Source organism: Flavobacterium luteum (genome assembly GCF_008806775.1).
GTDB classification, from domain to species: domain Bacteria; phylum Bacteroidota; class Bacteroidia; order Flavobacteriales; family Flavobacteriaceae; genus Flavobacterium; species Flavobacterium luteum.
The window spans coordinates 393838-409358 of record NZ_WAEM01000003.1 but is presented as its reverse complement, the minus strand read 5'-3'; the positions used below and the strand labels follow the sequence as shown (position 1 = coordinate 409358).

Annotated in this window: 14 protein-coding genes; 8 read left to right on the top strand and 6 right to left on the bottom strand. The window is 32.6% G+C overall.

Annotated elements, in window-relative coordinates; genetic code table 11:
- Positions 1-132: 132 nt before the first annotated feature.
- The 3 genes from F6464_RS09035 to F6464_RS09025 all read left to right on the top strand — a co-directional run bounded on the left by F6464_RS09035 (position 133) and on the right by F6464_RS09025 (position 2728).
- Positions 133-1791, top strand: coding sequence for an ATP-binding protein (locus F6464_RS09035; protein WP_151107475.1), 1659 nt, complete (start codon positions 133-135; stop codon positions 1789-1791).
- 305 nt (positions 1792-2096) lie between these two features.
- Complete coding sequence (locus F6464_RS09030) at positions 2097-2315, top strand: hypothetical protein (RefSeq protein ID WP_151107474.1); 219 nt, start codon at positions 2097-2099, stop codon at positions 2313-2315.
- 2 nt (positions 2316-2317) lie between these two features.
- Positions 2318-2728: a hypothetical protein gene (locus tag F6464_RS09025; protein ID WP_151107473.1), complete on the top strand. Its 411-nt coding sequence runs from the start codon at positions 2318-2320 to the stop codon at positions 2726-2728.
- A gap of 98 nt (positions 2729-2826) precedes the next feature.
- Here F6464_RS09025 and F6464_RS09020 read toward each other — a convergent pair whose 3' ends face one another.
- Positions 2827-4026, bottom strand: a complete 1200-nt coding sequence (locus tag F6464_RS09020; RefSeq protein ID WP_151107472.1) for a GlmU family protein — start codon at positions 4024-4026, stop codon at positions 2827-2829.
- Between the two features lie 159 nt (positions 4027-4185).
- The gene (locus F6464_RS09015) at positions 4186-4437 is read right to left on the bottom strand and encodes a type B 50S ribosomal protein L31 (protein ID WP_151107471.1); all 252 of its coding nucleotides are present in this window, start codon (positions 4435-4437) and stop codon (positions 4186-4188) included.
- A gap of 237 nt (positions 4438-4674) precedes the next feature.
- Here F6464_RS09015 and F6464_RS09010 point away from each other — a divergent pair, with 237 nt between their 5' ends.
- Genes F6464_RS09010 through F6464_RS08990 form a run of 5 tightly spaced genes read left to right on the top strand, consistent with a single transcriptional unit; the run spans position 4675 to position 10472 of the window.
- Positions 4675-5202, top strand: a complete 528-nt coding sequence (locus F6464_RS09010) for a DUF4199 domain-containing protein (protein ID WP_151107470.1) — start codon at positions 4675-4677, stop codon at positions 5200-5202.
- 3 nt (positions 5203-5205) lie between these two features.
- A complete protein-coding gene (locus F6464_RS09005; RefSeq protein ID WP_151107469.1) occupies positions 5206-6159 on the top strand; it encodes a glycosyltransferase family 2 protein in 954 nt (317 codons plus the stop codon).
- A 44-nt stretch (positions 6160-6203) separates the two neighbouring features.
- The gene (locus F6464_RS09000; protein ID WP_151107468.1) at positions 6204-7931 is read left to right on the top strand and encodes a phospho-sugar mutase; all 1728 of its coding nucleotides are present in this window, start codon (positions 6204-6206) and stop codon (positions 7929-7931) included.
- A complete protein-coding gene (locus F6464_RS08995) occupies positions 7931-9760 on the top strand; it encodes an ABC transporter ATP-binding protein (protein WP_151107467.1) in 1830 nt (609 codons plus the stop codon). The genes F6464_RS09000 and F6464_RS08995 overlap by 1 nt, the downstream gene beginning before the upstream one ends.
- 10 nt (positions 9761-9770) lie before the next feature.
- On the top strand, positions 9771-10472 hold the full coding sequence (locus F6464_RS08990) for a hypothetical protein (RefSeq protein WP_151107466.1): 702 nt from the start codon (positions 9771-9773) through the stop codon (positions 10470-10472).
- Between the two features lie 14 nt (positions 10473-10486).
- Here F6464_RS08990 and F6464_RS08985 read toward each other — a convergent pair whose 3' ends face one another.
- The 4 genes from F6464_RS08985 to F6464_RS08970 all read right to left on the bottom strand — a co-directional run bounded on the left by F6464_RS08985 (position 10487) and on the right by F6464_RS08970 (position 15510).
- Positions 10487-11335 (bottom strand): DUF1566 domain-containing protein, encoded by an 849-nt coding sequence (locus F6464_RS08985; protein WP_151107465.1) that lies wholly within the window; start codon positions 11333-11335, stop codon positions 10487-10489.
- Positions 11336-11515: 180 nt separating this feature from the next.
- A complete protein-coding gene (locus tag F6464_RS08980) occupies positions 11516-12778 on the bottom strand; it encodes an asparagine synthetase B (RefSeq protein ID WP_151107464.1) in 1263 nt (420 codons plus the stop codon).
- Between the two features lie 93 nt (positions 12779-12871).
- A complete protein-coding gene (dnaB, locus tag F6464_RS08975) occupies positions 12872-14416 on the bottom strand; it encodes a replicative DNA helicase (protein WP_151107463.1) in 1545 nt (514 codons plus the stop codon).
- 140 nt (positions 14417-14556) lie between these two features.
- Positions 14557-15510 carry an acetyl-CoA carboxylase carboxyltransferase subunit alpha gene (locus tag F6464_RS08970; RefSeq protein ID WP_151107462.1) on the bottom strand — a complete coding sequence of 318 codons (954 nt, stop codon included), beginning with the start codon at positions 15508-15510 and terminating at the stop codon, positions 14557-14559.
- Positions 15511-15521 lie beyond the last annotated feature (11 nt).

The window sequence follows — 15521 nt, the reverse complement described above, 5'->3', positions numbered from 1 at the left end:
TAATGTGGTTTAATTTAATATCTATTTTTTCACTCAACCAACACCCAAAAAGTGTTGGTTTTTTTATTTTAGTCCGTCGCAATTTGACGGAGTGAGACGATAATTTTGTTTCAATATTAAAATTAACGTCTTATGGAAACTACCACCTGCACAATTTTGGAAGCAATTGAACAAGTTCATCAAGCTTCAAAAGACTCAAAATTAAAAATGAAACACTACGAAAATTTACAAAAAGAAATTGTAATGATTTCTGAATACTTTAAAACCAATGAAATAGAGTCGGTATTAGCGGCCTCTTTTATTGTATTAGGTTGTATAGAATCGACCAAATTGTACTTTTTGATGAGACATTTAAATCTAGAGTACTATGAATTTATTAAATATATGTCGCATTTAGAACTTTTAGTAAAGAAGGAACTATTAATTGAAGTCAAATTACGAGATACAGTAGAATATATTGTACCTAAGCATATTATCAGATTCATTTCGGATAACAAAACCATTCCAGATGAATTATTATTAGTTAAAGAAAGAGAAAATACGTTCGAAGGATTTCTAAGTGAATTTGATAAACTTAGCGAACAAAAAGACAATAAGGAAATTGAATATTCTTATTTCATTTATCAGTTCAAAAATTTATTGCAAGAAAATAAACACTTTAAATTGGTCAATTTTGCATTAAAGAGTAAATTAGAACTTCTTGATTGTTTCGTCTTTTTTGATGTCATCATCGATGGAATGAGCAGAGGTGAAAACAATTTTCAATCGAGTTTGCAAAGTACCGTTGATGATTTTACCTTTTATAAAAGAGATACATCTCGATACATTTCACAGTTTTTAGAAGGCAAAACCAAACTCAATGAATTGAACTTAATCGAAAAGGGCAATGCGTTGTTTGCAGGTTCACACAAAATACAATTGACCAAAAAAGCATTGGATTTGATATACAATTTTGAAGGCATTAAAATTGGATACAAAGTCAACAAAAACGACAAACTAATTGATACTGAAAAAATCCAAAAACGCCAATTATTTTACAACCCTGCCGAGCAACAACAATTGGAATCGGTTTCAAGAAGCATGTCGGAAGTTGCTTTCATAAAATTGCAAAAAAAATTAAAAATCAACAACATGACATCGGGAATAACGATACTCTTGCATGGCAAACCAGGAACTGGAAAAACAGAAACAGTATATCAATTGGCAAAAAAATACAACCGTCCGATTTATAAAGTTGACATTTCCGATAATAAATCGATGTGGTTTGGAGAGAGTCAAAAATTGGTCAAAAAAATATTCACCGATTATCAAGATTTCAAAGACGAATCGGAGGTTTGTCCGATACTATTACTCAACGAAGCCGACGCAATCATTGGGAAGCGCAAAGACGCAGGATCATCTTCGGTGGCCGATACCGAAAATGCCATACAAAACATTTTTTTAGAAGAAATGGAACATTTTGAAGGAATTTTGTTTGCCACCACTAATTTGATTCAAAATTTAGATGCTGCTTTTGAACGCCGCTTTTTGTTTAAAATAGGATTTGAAAAGCCTAACTTGGAAAATGCATCAAAAATATGGAAAACGAAACTTCGTAAAATCACTCCTGAAGAAGCCTTATTGTTAGCACAACGTTTCCCATTTTCGGGAGGAGAAATGGAAAACATAGCCCGAAAATGTGTGATGGAAGAGGTGGTTTTGGGTAAAAAAATAAATTTTGAAAAAATCATGGCTTTTTGCGAAAACGAATCTTGGGGTCCTAAAAATAAAGGAAGTAGGATAGGGTTTTAAATACATGTTGCACTTATTAAAAAAAGTAAAATAAAACATTAATTTAAAATTAGTTAAAAATGATAAAAAATATTAGAATTAGAAAAGAGTACAATTTCGGATTACAAACAAGTACTAGAAAGGATTTAAATGTTAAACCCAAATGAGAAAAATTAAAAGGTTTTCATTAGAACCAAACCAACACCCAAAAAATGTTGGTTATTTTATTTTAGTCCGTCGCACTTTGGCATTTTCGGAATTTACTTTCGTATCAAATGGGGAAGCTGAAAACCAACTAGAGTAGGCAAAATTATATTATAAAATTGATGAAAACTGTGTCTTTACTTCTAGGTATCATATGTTTGTTGGCCATGCTAGTGGCATTTATACCCTTATTGGGTTGGCTAAATTGGATTGTTGTTCCAATGGCTGTTGTTGGCCTAATCATTAGTAGCGTATCTAATGCCGAAAGCGGGAAGAAAATTTGCACCATTGTTGTAATTGTAGGCGTAATTAGATTAGCAATAGGAGGAGGCATGTTTTAATTATGGGAAATTTAGAATTTATATACCGAAGAATCAATCATTCTATTTTACTTGATCTCCTAAAAAATAAAGACATCAATCAATCTTTAGCCTATATGGTTGATTTTAAAGAACACAAAAAACTCACTGTAGTTCCCAGAAGACACTCAATTGAAGTCTCTAACGATAAAATAACAATGGTTATTGTATTATTAATAGGCTTTGAATTAGAAGAATATGATGAGATAAAATCAAGAACAAACCTGCATATTATTGCATTTGATACTATTAGTAAAACGGTAATTGAATTTAAGAAAATTAAAAAGGACATCAAAGAAGTTGACTTTATGTCTTTATTTTTTATGACATTAGCTCGAACAAAATCAAAAAAACTACACGATTTAATTCATTTAAGAACTTTAAGCAAGAGCTAAATGAACTTAAATGTTTTATGTGGAATTACTGAGTTCTACTTTTTCTATTTGAATTAAAGCTTCGTTTTAAAACTTTCCCCATTTGTCTCAAGTATTGTCTATGGTGTGTTTTTATAAATTAATTCCTCTTTCCTCCATTTTTTAGTCTCTTCAAAAACGTATTCTAAGATTTTAGCATCTTCATCTGTAAACTCAATATGACGTCGAGACATAACAATTCTAGCAGTTTCAAAAGCTTTTTTGGTAATATAAGTCGTAAAACCTGAAGCACCTCCCCAAGAAAAACTTGGCACAAAATTGCGAGGAAAGCCTGAACCAAAAATATTTGTACTCACACCAACAACAGTCCCCGTATTAAACATCGTATTGATACCACATTTACTGTGATCGCCCATCATTAAGCCGCAAAATTGAAGCCCCGTTTTAGCAAAATTTTCTGTTTCATAACTCCACAATTTCACTTCTTCATAATTATTTTTTAAGTTCGAATTGTTACTGTCGGCTCCTATATTACACCATTCGCCAAGAACTGAATTTCCTAAGAACCCATCATGACCTTTATTTGAATACCCAAAGAGCACGGAATTATTTACTTCACCACCTATTCTACAATGAGGCCCAACAGTCGTAGCGCCATATACTTTTGTAGCCAGTTTTACTTGAGCTTCTTCGCACAAAGCAAATGGCCCACGAATTACGGAACCCTCCATGATTTCAGAATTTTTACCTATATAAATTGGCCCCGTCGAAGCGTTTAACGTTACAAATTCGAGTTTTGCACCCTCTTCAATAAAGATATTTTCGGGAGATATTACATTAACACTTTTAGGGATGGGTTGTGATTTTCTATCTTCTGTTAAAAGTTCGAAATCCTCTCGAATTGCAGCATCATTTTTGGCGAAAATATCCCAAGTATTAGCTATAAAAAGGCAATCTTCATTGTATTCTATAATTTCATATGCATCAAAATCAACTTCTTCCTGTGTGTCTTGCGTAAAAAAAGCAATGACTTCTTCTCCTTTAAAAATAGCTTGGTTGGCTTCAAGATTTGACACCATTTCAGATAAAACGCCATTTGGCAAAAAAGAAGCGTTTATCATAATGTTTTCTTCCATTTCTACCATTGGATATTTTTCTGACAAATACTCCTCAGTTAAAGTAGTAGTGGTAGTTCCCAAATATTTCTCCCATTTTTCACGGATGGTTAAAATGCCGATGCGGATATCGGCAACAGGTCGTGTAAAAGTGAATGGTAATAATGCGTTTCTTACAGTTCCGTCAAAAAGAATATAGTTCATTTTTAGAAGTTTAATTTCACTCCGTTCGCCTTTCGGCTCGGGTCAAGGTTACAATGATTCAAAGTTACAAAGTTTAGGCATACGATTAGGAATCAGCATAAAATAAAAAAGTCTCCCGAGCTGGAAGACTTTGTATGATTGAAAACAACGAAAAAAATATTATTTTACGTGTTTAGCGTATTTAGTTTTAAATTTATCGATACGACCTGCTGTATCAATAAGTTTAGATTTACCAGTGTAAAAAGGATGAGAAGTTCTTGAAATCTCCATTTTCACTACTGGATATTCTACACCGTCGTGTATAATTGTTTCTCTTGTATCAGCAGTAGATTTAGTGATAAAAACATCTTCATTTGACATGTCTTTAAATGCTACTAATCTGTAATTTTCTGGGTGAACTCCTTTTTTCATCTTGTGAATCTTTTTATTTGTTTCAATTATAATTTGTCTTGATGCTTTCGTTACGGAAAGGTATCAACTCACTATAACTTTTTTATAATTATTTTTGAGAGTGCAAATTTACACTTATTTTTCAATAATCAAACCTTATGCTGATTTTTTTTAATTGATTATCCAAACGGAAATAGTTCACTCATTAAATTGGGAATTGTTATATTTGTAAATTAATTTTTAACCAATTTATACTTTATGGAGGCTTTGAGAAAAAATTCATTGAATTTAGGGATTTTTCTAGGGATTTTTTTAGTGGTCATGACTACACTTATCTATTCTATTGACATTAGTTTATTTACTAGTTCTTGGATTGGTATTGTAAATGTTATGATTATTACTGGATTCGGAGTTTTGGCTGCCATAAAATACAAGAAAAATATTGGTGGTTTTATCACTTTTAAAGAAGTGTTTAGTAGTTTTTTTATTACTGTGGCTCTAGGTTTTTTTATTTCTACTTTATATAGCATTTTATTGTTTAATGTTATAGATACTGAAGCTAAAGCTATTATTACAGATAATATTATAAAATATTCTGTAGAAATGATGCAGAAATTTGGCACTAAAGCAGCCGATATTAATAAAATGATTGCGGAAATGGAAAAATCAGACTCATTTGGCGCATTGGGTCAAATGAAAGGTTTTGCTTTTAATTTGATTGTATACAGTATCATTGGACTTGTAACCGCTTTAATCATTAAACGAGACAGACCTCAAAGCTTATAATTAATGAATTTATCTATCATAATTCCGCTTCTTAATGAAGAAGAGTCGTTACAGGAACTTCAAAACTGGATTCTTACTGTAATGAAAGCCAACAATTATTCATATGAAATTATCTTTATTGATGATGGAAGTACCGATAAATCGTGGTCAATAATTGAACAGTTGTCAATAGAAAATTCAAATGTAAAAGGAATTCGTTTCTTGAAAAATTTCGGAAAATCGCAAGCCTTACACGCAGGGTTTGCAAAAGCTCAAGGCGACGTTATTATTACTATGGATGCTGACTTGCAAGACAGTCCTAACGAGATTCCGGAATTATATGATATGATTATCAATCAAAAATTTGATTTGGTTTCAGGTTGGAAAAAGAAACGCTACGATTCGGTTTTTGCTAAAAATATCCCTTCTAAATTATTTAATTGGGCAGCCCGAAAAACTTCTGGTGTTCAACTAAATGATTTTAATTGTGGATTAAAAGCCTACAAAAATATAGTTGTAAAAAATATTGAAGTTTCTGGAGAAATGCATCGCTATATTCCAGTTCTAGCTAAAAATGCTGGTTTCGGTAAAATTGGCGAAAAAGTGGTGCTTCATCAGCCTAGAAAATATGGTGAAACTAAATTTGGTATGGATCGATTTATAAATGGTTTTCTAGATTTAATTACCATTTGGTTTCTTTCTCGTTTCGGAAAAAGACCCATGCATTTGTTTGGCGCTTTAGGTTCTTTAATGTTTATAATAGGATTTCTTTCAGCAGGATTTATTGGTATTATGAAACTTTATAAATTGTATCACGATTTGCCTTATGGGCTGGTAACTAACAATCCTTGGTTTTATATTTCGCTAACTACAATGATTATTGGAACCCAATTATTTTTAGCTGGTTTTTTAGGAGAGATTATTCTAAGAACCAAAAACAATGAGGAAAGGTATAAAATAAGTGAAACTACAAAGTAAATTAAACATATAGAAATAATTTTAGATTTATTAAAACATACATCATGGAAATCAAACAAAACATTTTAAACGCAGTAAACGAATGGTTAACACCAACTTTTGACAAACAAACACAAGACGAAATCAAAGAGATGATGACTTCTTCTCCAAAAAATTTAGAAGAAAGTTTCTATAAAAATCTAGAATTTGGAACTGGTGGAATGCGAGGCATAATGGGCGTTGGAACAAACCGTATTAACAAATATACTTTAGGAAAAAACACACAAGGTCTTTCTAATTATATGCTCAATTTTTTTCCAGGAAAAGCATTAAAAGTAGCTATAGCTTTTGACTGCCGACATAATAGCCAAACATTAGCAAAAGTAGTAGCAGATGTTTTTTCGGCAAATGGAATAAAAGTGTATTTATTTTCAGATATGCGACCAACTCCAGAGTTGAGTTTTGCTCTAAAATATTTGGGTTGTCAAGCCGGAATAGTATTGACGGCTTCGCATAATCCGCCAGAATATAATGGTTATAAAGTGTATTGGGAAGACGGTGGACAAATTGTTCCCCCTCAAGATGCGGCTATTGTTAACGTTATTGAAAGTCTAAAATACAATGAAATTAAATTTCAGGCAAATGAGGATTTAATTGAATATATAGACCTTGCTATTGACCAAGCTTTTATACAATCAACTATTGAAAATGCCAGTTTTAATACATCAAAGACTGCTAAGGAAAATTTAAATATTGTTTTCACTTCTTTACATGGCACATCTATAAAAGCTATTCCTGAAACATTATCAAAAGCGGGTTACACTAATGTGAATATTGTTCCAGAACAAGCTGTCCCGAATGGCGATTTCCCAACAGTGGTATCTCCAAACCCAGAAGAACCAGAAGCGTTAACGATGGCTTTGGCATTAGCAGATAAATTGAATGCAGATATTGTTATAGGAACCGACCCAGATTGCGACAGACTTGGAGTTGCGGTAAGAAACACTCAAGGCAAAATGATTTTGCTTAACGGAAATCAAACCATGGTTTTGATGACTGCATTCTTATTAGAGCAATGGAAAAAAGCAGGGAAAATAGATGGAAAACAATTTATAGGTTCTACAATAGTTTCTACTCCAATGATGATGGAATTAGCGACTGCTTATAATGTAGAATGTAAAATTGGCTTGACTGGTTTTAAATGGATTGCTAAAATGATTAAAGATTTTCCTGAACTTAAGTTTATTGGTGGCGGCGAGGAAAGTTTTGGTTTTATGGTAGGTGATGCTGTTCGAGATAAAGATGCGGTTGCTGCAACTTTATTAGTTTGCGAAATTGCAGCGCAAGCTAAAGCTAATGGAAGCTCAGTATATGCGTCATTATTACAATTGTATGTTGACTTTGGATTTTACAAAGAACACCTAGTTTCGTTGACTAAAAAAGGAATTGAGGGTTTAACCCAAATCAATCAGATGATGGTAGATATGCGTGAAAATCCTGTAAAAGAAATCAACGGACAAAGAGTAGTGATGCTTGAAGATTATAAAAATTCGACAGCAAAAAATCTTTTATCAGGCGAAGTAGAAACTATGAATGTGCCAAAATCGGACGTTTTGATATATTACACAGAGGATGGATCTAAAATCGCGGCAAGACCAAGCGGCACTGAACCAAAAATAAAGTTCTACGTAAGTGTAAATGCCAAATTAGATTCCGTAAATCATGTTCCAGAAGTCGAGTCTTATCTAGATGAAAAAATAAAAAATATCCTGCTAGATTTAAAAATCATTTAATGAACAATTTTAAAAAGTTATTTCCTTATATATTACCTTATAAAAAATACGCATATTTAAACATTTTTTTCAATATACTGTACGCCTTATTCAGTACGCTTTCTTTTATGGCTTTAATACCTATGATGCAGGTATTGTTTGACCAGACAAAAAGAAATACATCTGCGCCAGTTTGGGAAGGAATACTTTCAATTAAAGACTATCTAGAAAACTATTTGAGTTATTTTATTACCAATTCTACTGATAATTTCGGAATTGGATATACTTTATCAATAATGGTTTTTGTTATTATTTCGATTTTTTTATTGAAAAATTTATGCGATTACCTCGCCATGTTTTTTATTACTTTTTTAAGAAACGGAATTTTAAGAGACATGCGAAATGCCATGTACAAAAAAACACTAGAATTGCCTCTTGCCTTTTTTTCGGAAAAAAGAAAAGGAGATACCATATCTAGGATAGCTGGTGATGTAAACGAAGTACAAACTTCTTTCCTTTCTATACTTGAACTTATAGTAAAAGAACCCTTGACTATCATTTTTACAATAGTTATGATGTTTACAATAAGTATAAAATTGACTCTATTTGTATTTGTTTTTATTCCTCTTTCAGGCTATGTGATATCGGTAATTGGAAAACGACTAAAGAAGCAATCTACAAGAGCCCAACAGGAACAAGGTACTTTTTTATCTACTATTGAAGAAACTTTGGGGGGATTAAAAGTAGTAAAAGGATACAACTCCGAAAATTATTTTAATACCGTATTTCAAGAATCAACCAGTCGTTTTTTTAATTTATCAAACAGTATTAGCAACCGTCAAAATCTAGCCTCACCTATAAGTGAGTTTATGGGAATTATGGTAATTGCTATTTTGCTTTGGTATGGCGGACACATGGTTTTAATAGAAAAAACATTGAATGGCGCTTCATTTATAGCCTATATGGGATTGGCTTATAATATTTTAACTCCTGCAAAATCAATATCTAAAGCTTCATATAGTATTAAAAGAGGAAATGCTGCTGCCGAACGCGTTTTAGAAATTTTAGAACAAGAAAATCCTATTATTAGCAAAATTGATGCTCTGGAAAAAGACACCTTTAATGACACAATCAGTATTAAAAACATCAATTTTAAATACGAAGATGAAACCGTTTTAAAAGACTTTTCTTTAAATGTAAATAAAGGACAAACAGTTGCGCTAGTTGGACAATCAGGTAGTGGCAAAAGCACTATTGCCAATTTGTTGACTCGATTTTATGATGTAAACGAAGGTCAAATATCTATTGACGGTATAGATATCAAAAACTTAAATCTGCAATCTCTTCGGGGATTAATGGGATTGGTTACACAAGATAGTATTTTATTTAACGATACCATAAAAGCAAATATTTCTCTTGGGAAATTAGACGCGTCTGATGAAGAAATTATTGAAGCTTTAAAAATTGCTAATGCCTTCGAATTTGTCAAAGATTTACCAAACGGAATTTACACCAATATTGGAGACAGTGGCAACAAATTATCAGGTGGACAAAAGCAACGATTGAGTATTGCCCGAGCGGTTTTAAAAAATCCTCCGATTATGATTTTGGATGAAGCAACATCGGCATTGGATACTGAAAGTGAAAAACTAGTTCAACTAGCGCTAGAAAATATGATGCAAAACAGAACTTCAATTGTAATTGCACACCGGCTTTCGACGATTCAAAAAGCAGATGTGATTGTAGTGATGCAAAAAGGAAAAATAGTGGAACAAGGTAGTCACGAACAATTAATTGCTTTAAACGGAACCTACCATAAATTAGTTTCGATGCAGTCGTTTGAATCCTAAATGATTTGAAATGTACATTAGTGATAAAAAAATCAAGCAACCTAAAGACCCAAATACCATTGTTTGGAAGTATTTGGACTTGTCAAAATTTGTCGATTTGTTGTTGTACAGAAAACTATTTATGTCGCGTTCTGATAAATTTGAAGATCAATACGAAGGCACTTTCAGCGAGCCTACTTTTGAAGAAATCAAAAAACTTTCAGTCAACAATCCTGACTTTTTAGATTATTACAAAACCCACAGAAAAAATGTAGTTATTAGTAGTTGGCACATTAACGAATATGAATCCTTTGCAATGTGGCAAATTTTTACCCAAAAAAGTGAAGGTTTGGCCATTCAGTCTACTTTAGGTCGCTTACAAGAAGCACTGGCTCCTGAAATTAACTATGACCAGCACATAGGCGAAGTGAATTATATTGATTATAAAAAAGAATACATTCCTTTTAACAATACTTTTTTTCCGTTTTTGTTTAAGCGGAAAAGTTTTCAATATGAACGGGAAATTCGAATCATTTCTGATGTAACTTCACACAATTTGACAATAGATAACGGATTGAAAATAGATGTGGATATCAAGAAACTTATTGAAAAAATCTATATTCATCCCAAATCAGAAAACTGGTATAAAAATTTAGTGATTGAACTCGTTAAACGTCTTGGTTTTGATTTTGAAATAGAAAAATCAGATTTAGAAAGCGATATTTTGATATAGATAATTAGTATAACCTAAAATCTTCTTACTGCACGAACAAAAAAACCATTACCTTTAGTTGCGCCAGGTGTAGCATATCCTTGTTGAAAATAGGTTAAAAGGACATTAGTTGAACTTAATTCCGTAGAACTCCAATATCCACCCAATCTAAACCCATTAACTCCTAAAACCTTATTTACCAAAAATGCTGCATTATAGCAAAGGTCTAATTCATAATAAGAAGGCAAGTACCAATCATTGTATCCAGAATTAGAATATTGATCACACAATGTGGCCGCTGTATCTGCTGCATTACTATTTTGTGCAATTATAGCGCTTGTATTTGTCTGTCCATCTACAGTATTCGTAGCAAAAGGGGCTGGTACTACTGTAGAAGTAAACGCAGCTGATGTCCAAGGAACATTAAATTGAAATGGCCCTACTGCTGCTTTTCCAATATCTGTTAAAGAAGCAATTAGTCCATGTTCTACTCCAGATTCTTTCCAAACAGCAACAATAATTCCTCCCTCAAATAATTCACCTATATAGTGGCCAGACGAGCTTGAACCTGATCCAGAGCCCCCAACAGATTTCCAACTCGGTGTTCCAGTATTATCCCAATAATAAAATCCAGGTGGATTTAATCCAATTGTAGTAGTCAAATAAACCATCATCCCTTGCTGAGCAGCTGTTGGATTTGTAACAGGAAAAGCATCTATTTTTGGAATCAGAATACCATCAGTATTATTAGGCGTTGCCTGATTACTTGATGTAATTTCAAGTTGTGCATTTGGTGTAGTTGTATTTATCCCTACTTGTGCATTTGTAATAAATGACACAAACAAAAAAAATAATAACAATAGATTTGGGTTTCTTTTTTTCATCGTTTTATTATTAAATACAAACTGGTTGGGCTTATCAGCTATCTCGTTTTCATTTACTTAAGTAAATAAAAATAAGTGATTTAATTTATTTTGCAAAGTTAATTAAAAAAACAAAATATAAAATAATTGTTTAAAATTTTGGACAAAAGGATAATAATAATCGTTTATAGACATTTTTTCCTATGTTTTTAATTTCTTCTTTCTAGCAGCTGGAAATAAAACGTTATTTAAAATCAATCGGAAACCAGGGGAGTTAGGGTGCAAATCTAGTACAGTGGGTTCATCTCCTACTCGATGCTGATAATCCTCTGGATCATGACCACCATAATAAGTAAACATTCCTTTTCCTTTTTGTCCGTGAATATATCGAGCTTCACCATTTAGTTCGCAAGTCCCCATTACTAGGATATTAGATTTAATTAACTCTAACTCGTACGCTGTAGTTTGTCCCATAAAGCCTTTAATAAGCTGAGTATGATTTTGGCACAACATACTTGGAATTGGATCCCATTTTGCCGAAAAATCCATAAGAGTAAAATAATCTTTTTCAAAGGGAATTCGGCGTTTTTCAGTCATGTCAATATCAGAAAACTCATAGTGTTCGGGCTTTCTATCCAGTGTAAAGTTTTTGAAAGCAAATGTTTTTGTATAATCTATTTTAGTTTGATAATTGGCTTCACTTTCATCTCCGTCAAACATAGATTCACAAATGTCAACACCTTCCGCAGATAAAGCAATATCAAAACTATCAGTAGCTGAACACATGGCAAACATGAAGCCTCCACCAATAACAAAGTCTCTTATTTTTTTGGCCACGGCTAATTTTTCTTCAGAAACTTTTTTATAGCCCAATTTTGTCGCCAATACTTCAGCTTGTTTTTTCTGTTCAATATACCATGGCGCATTTCTATAAATCGCAAAAAATTTTCCATATTGACCTGTAAAATCTTCATGATGCAAGTGCAACCAATCATACAACAGCAATTGATCCGTTAAAACTTCTTCATCATATATGGGCGTAAAAGGAATTTCTGCATATGTTAAAACCATAGTCACTGCATCATCCCAAGGTTGCTTTCCTTTTGGCGTATAAACTGCTATTTTAGGTGCTTTTTCTAAAACTACTGCATCCATGTTTTGGGAAGGACTTGAAATTTCTTGTAAAATAGATTCTTGTTCGCTATCAGAAATGATTTCAAAACTAACACCACGAATTTGACATTCCTTTCTAATTTCAGGAGCATCGGGTAATAAAAAAGAACCTCCACGGTAATTTAATAACCAACTGGCTTTGTATTGTTTATCTAAACACCAATAGGTAATACCATAAGCTTTAAGATGATTTTTTTGAGTTGTTTCATCCATTGGCAAAAGAATAAAAGAGGCTTTTACTGAAAACGAAACAAGAAATAATATCAAATAAAATATTTTTTTGATGTGCATTCTTAAGTTTTTATTATTCAAAGATAATTGATTTATATGTAAATGAAATCATAAAAAAATCCACTCAATTGGTGGAATTTAATTATTTATTGCTTAAAAAGGGACATCGCTCTCATCATCTTGAGAATTTATATTACTCCCAAAAGCTTCGTTTGGCGAAGGAAGATTTTTTGTAGTAAATGGATTGTCTTCATGATTCATTTTTGAAGGAAGGTCATCATAACTTCCTCCATAATCGTCAAGATTGTCAAATTTACCAAGATTTCCAATAAACTTCAATCGGATATTTTCTAAGGAACCGTTTCTATGTTTGGCAATAATAAATTCAGCTTGACCTTGAGTTGGCGATTGTTCGTCGTCATCCCATTCATCAATTTTGTAATATTCTGGTCTGTATATAAATGATACAATATCGGCATCTTGCTCAATCGCTCCAGATTCACGAAGATCAGAAAGTAAGGGTCTTTTGCTAGAACCACGTGTTTCTACTGCACGAGATAATTGCGACAAAGCTATTACAGGAACACCTAATTCTTTAGCTAAGGCTTTTAAATTTCTTGAAATGGTAGAAATTTCTTGTTCTCTATTTCCGCCTCCTTTTCCGTTTCCGCCAGCGGTCATTAATTGTAAATAGTCGACGATTATTAATTTTATTCCATGTTGAGAAGCTAATCGTCTTGATTTTGCTCTTAAATCGAATATTGATAATGAAGGAGTATCATCAATAAAAAGGGGTGCTTTTTCTAAATTTTTTACTTTTATACTCAACTGTTCCCATTCGTGTTTTTCTAATTTACCTGTTCTTAATTTTTCAGAAGACAAACCCGTTTCAGAGGAAATTAATCGGGTAATTAATTGAACAGAAGACATCTCTAATGAAAATAAAGCTACAGGATGTCCAAAATCTATAGCAATATTTCTTGCCATTGAAAGCACAAAAGCAGTTTTACCCATACCAGGTCGCGCTGCAATGATTATTAAATCGCTTGGTTGCCAACCCGATGTAATTTTATCTAATTTTTCAAAACCAGTTGCAATTCCGCTTAAACCCTCTTTTCCAGCAATTTCTTCGATACGTTTTTTGGCTTGGATAACTAAACTTTGAGCTGTCTCTGAGCTTCGTTTAATATTTCCTTGTGTTACTTCGTACAATTTAGATTCGGCTTTGTCTAATAAATCGAAAACATCTGTAGTTTCATCATAAGACTCTTCGATAATTTCTGAGGATATTCGAATTAAACTGCGTTGAATGTATTTTTGTAAAATAATTCGGGAATGAAACTCAATATGTGCAGAGGATGATATTTTTTGAGTAAGCTGAATGAGATAAAAATCGCCTCCTGCCAATTCTAATTTTGCATTCTTTTTAAGTTGAGCCGATACTGTTAATAAGTCAATAGGCTGTGTATCTGTGAATAACTGAACAATCGCTTCAAAAATATGTTTATGTGCGTCTTTATAAAATGCGTCCGATTGAAGAATATCGATAACTTCATCTACTCCCTTTTTATCAATCATCATAGCGCCAAGAACTGCTTCCTCAAGATCTAGTACTTGTGGAGGTAATTTGCCTTTCTCTAAATTGATAATGGTAGTTTTATCTACTTTTATTGGGCTTATGTTTCTGAAATTTTCCATGTTGCGAATGTAGCTAAAAAATAAAAAATTAGGAATTAGAGTTATTAGAAATAGATGTTGATAAATCACTATTTTTTGTTTATAACTCAAAAAAAATCCGAAGCGATAAGGCTTCGGATTTAACACTCTTTTGTAAGATTTTACTCTTTGAATTCGCCCATTTTACAGTATTTATCCATCCTCTGGGCCACTAATTCTGTTGTTGATAAATCTTTTAATTCATTATATGATTTCATGATATATTGTTGCACCGTTTTAAAAGTAGTTTCTTTATCATAATGCGCTCCTCCTAATGGTTCTGGAATAATATCGTCAACTAATTTTTGTTTTTTCATATCGGCAGAGGTCAGTTTTAAAGCTTCTGCAGCTTGTTCTTTATATTCCCAACTTTTCCAAAGAATAGAGGAACATGATTCAGGCGAAATTACTGAATACCAAGTGTTTTCCATCATTAAAACTCTATCCCCAACGCCAATTCCTAAAGCACCCCCCGAAGCGCCTTCTCCTACAATCACTGAGATAATTGGAGTTTTAAGTCGGCACATTTCAAAAATGTTTCTGGCAATAGCCTCTCCTTGACCTCTCTCCTCAGCTTCAAGTCCAGGATATGCTCCTGGTGTATCGATTAAGGTAAGAACAGGGATATTGAATTTTTCAGCCATTTTCATCAATCGCAACGCTTTTCTATAACCTTCAGGATTTGCCATTCCGAAATTACGCAACTGACGCATTTTCATATTAATCCCTTTTTGTTGACCGACAATCATAAACGATTGCCCATCAATTTTTCCTAAGCCACCAACCATAGCCTTATCGTCTTTAAAACTTCTATCGCCAAAAAGCTCTAAAAAAGTTCCTTTTGTTAAATTAGTAATGTGTTCTAACGTATAAGGTCTATTAGGATGACGTGACAACTGAACGCGTTGCCATGCCGTAAGATTTTTGTATATTTTTTTCTTAGTATCTTCTAGTTTTTTTTCTATTTGTTTGCACGTATTGGTAACATCGATATTAGATTCCTGACCAATTGCTTGACATTTTTCTAGTTGGTCTTCTAATTCTTTTATGGGAAGCTCAAAATCTAAATATTCCATAGGATTTAATC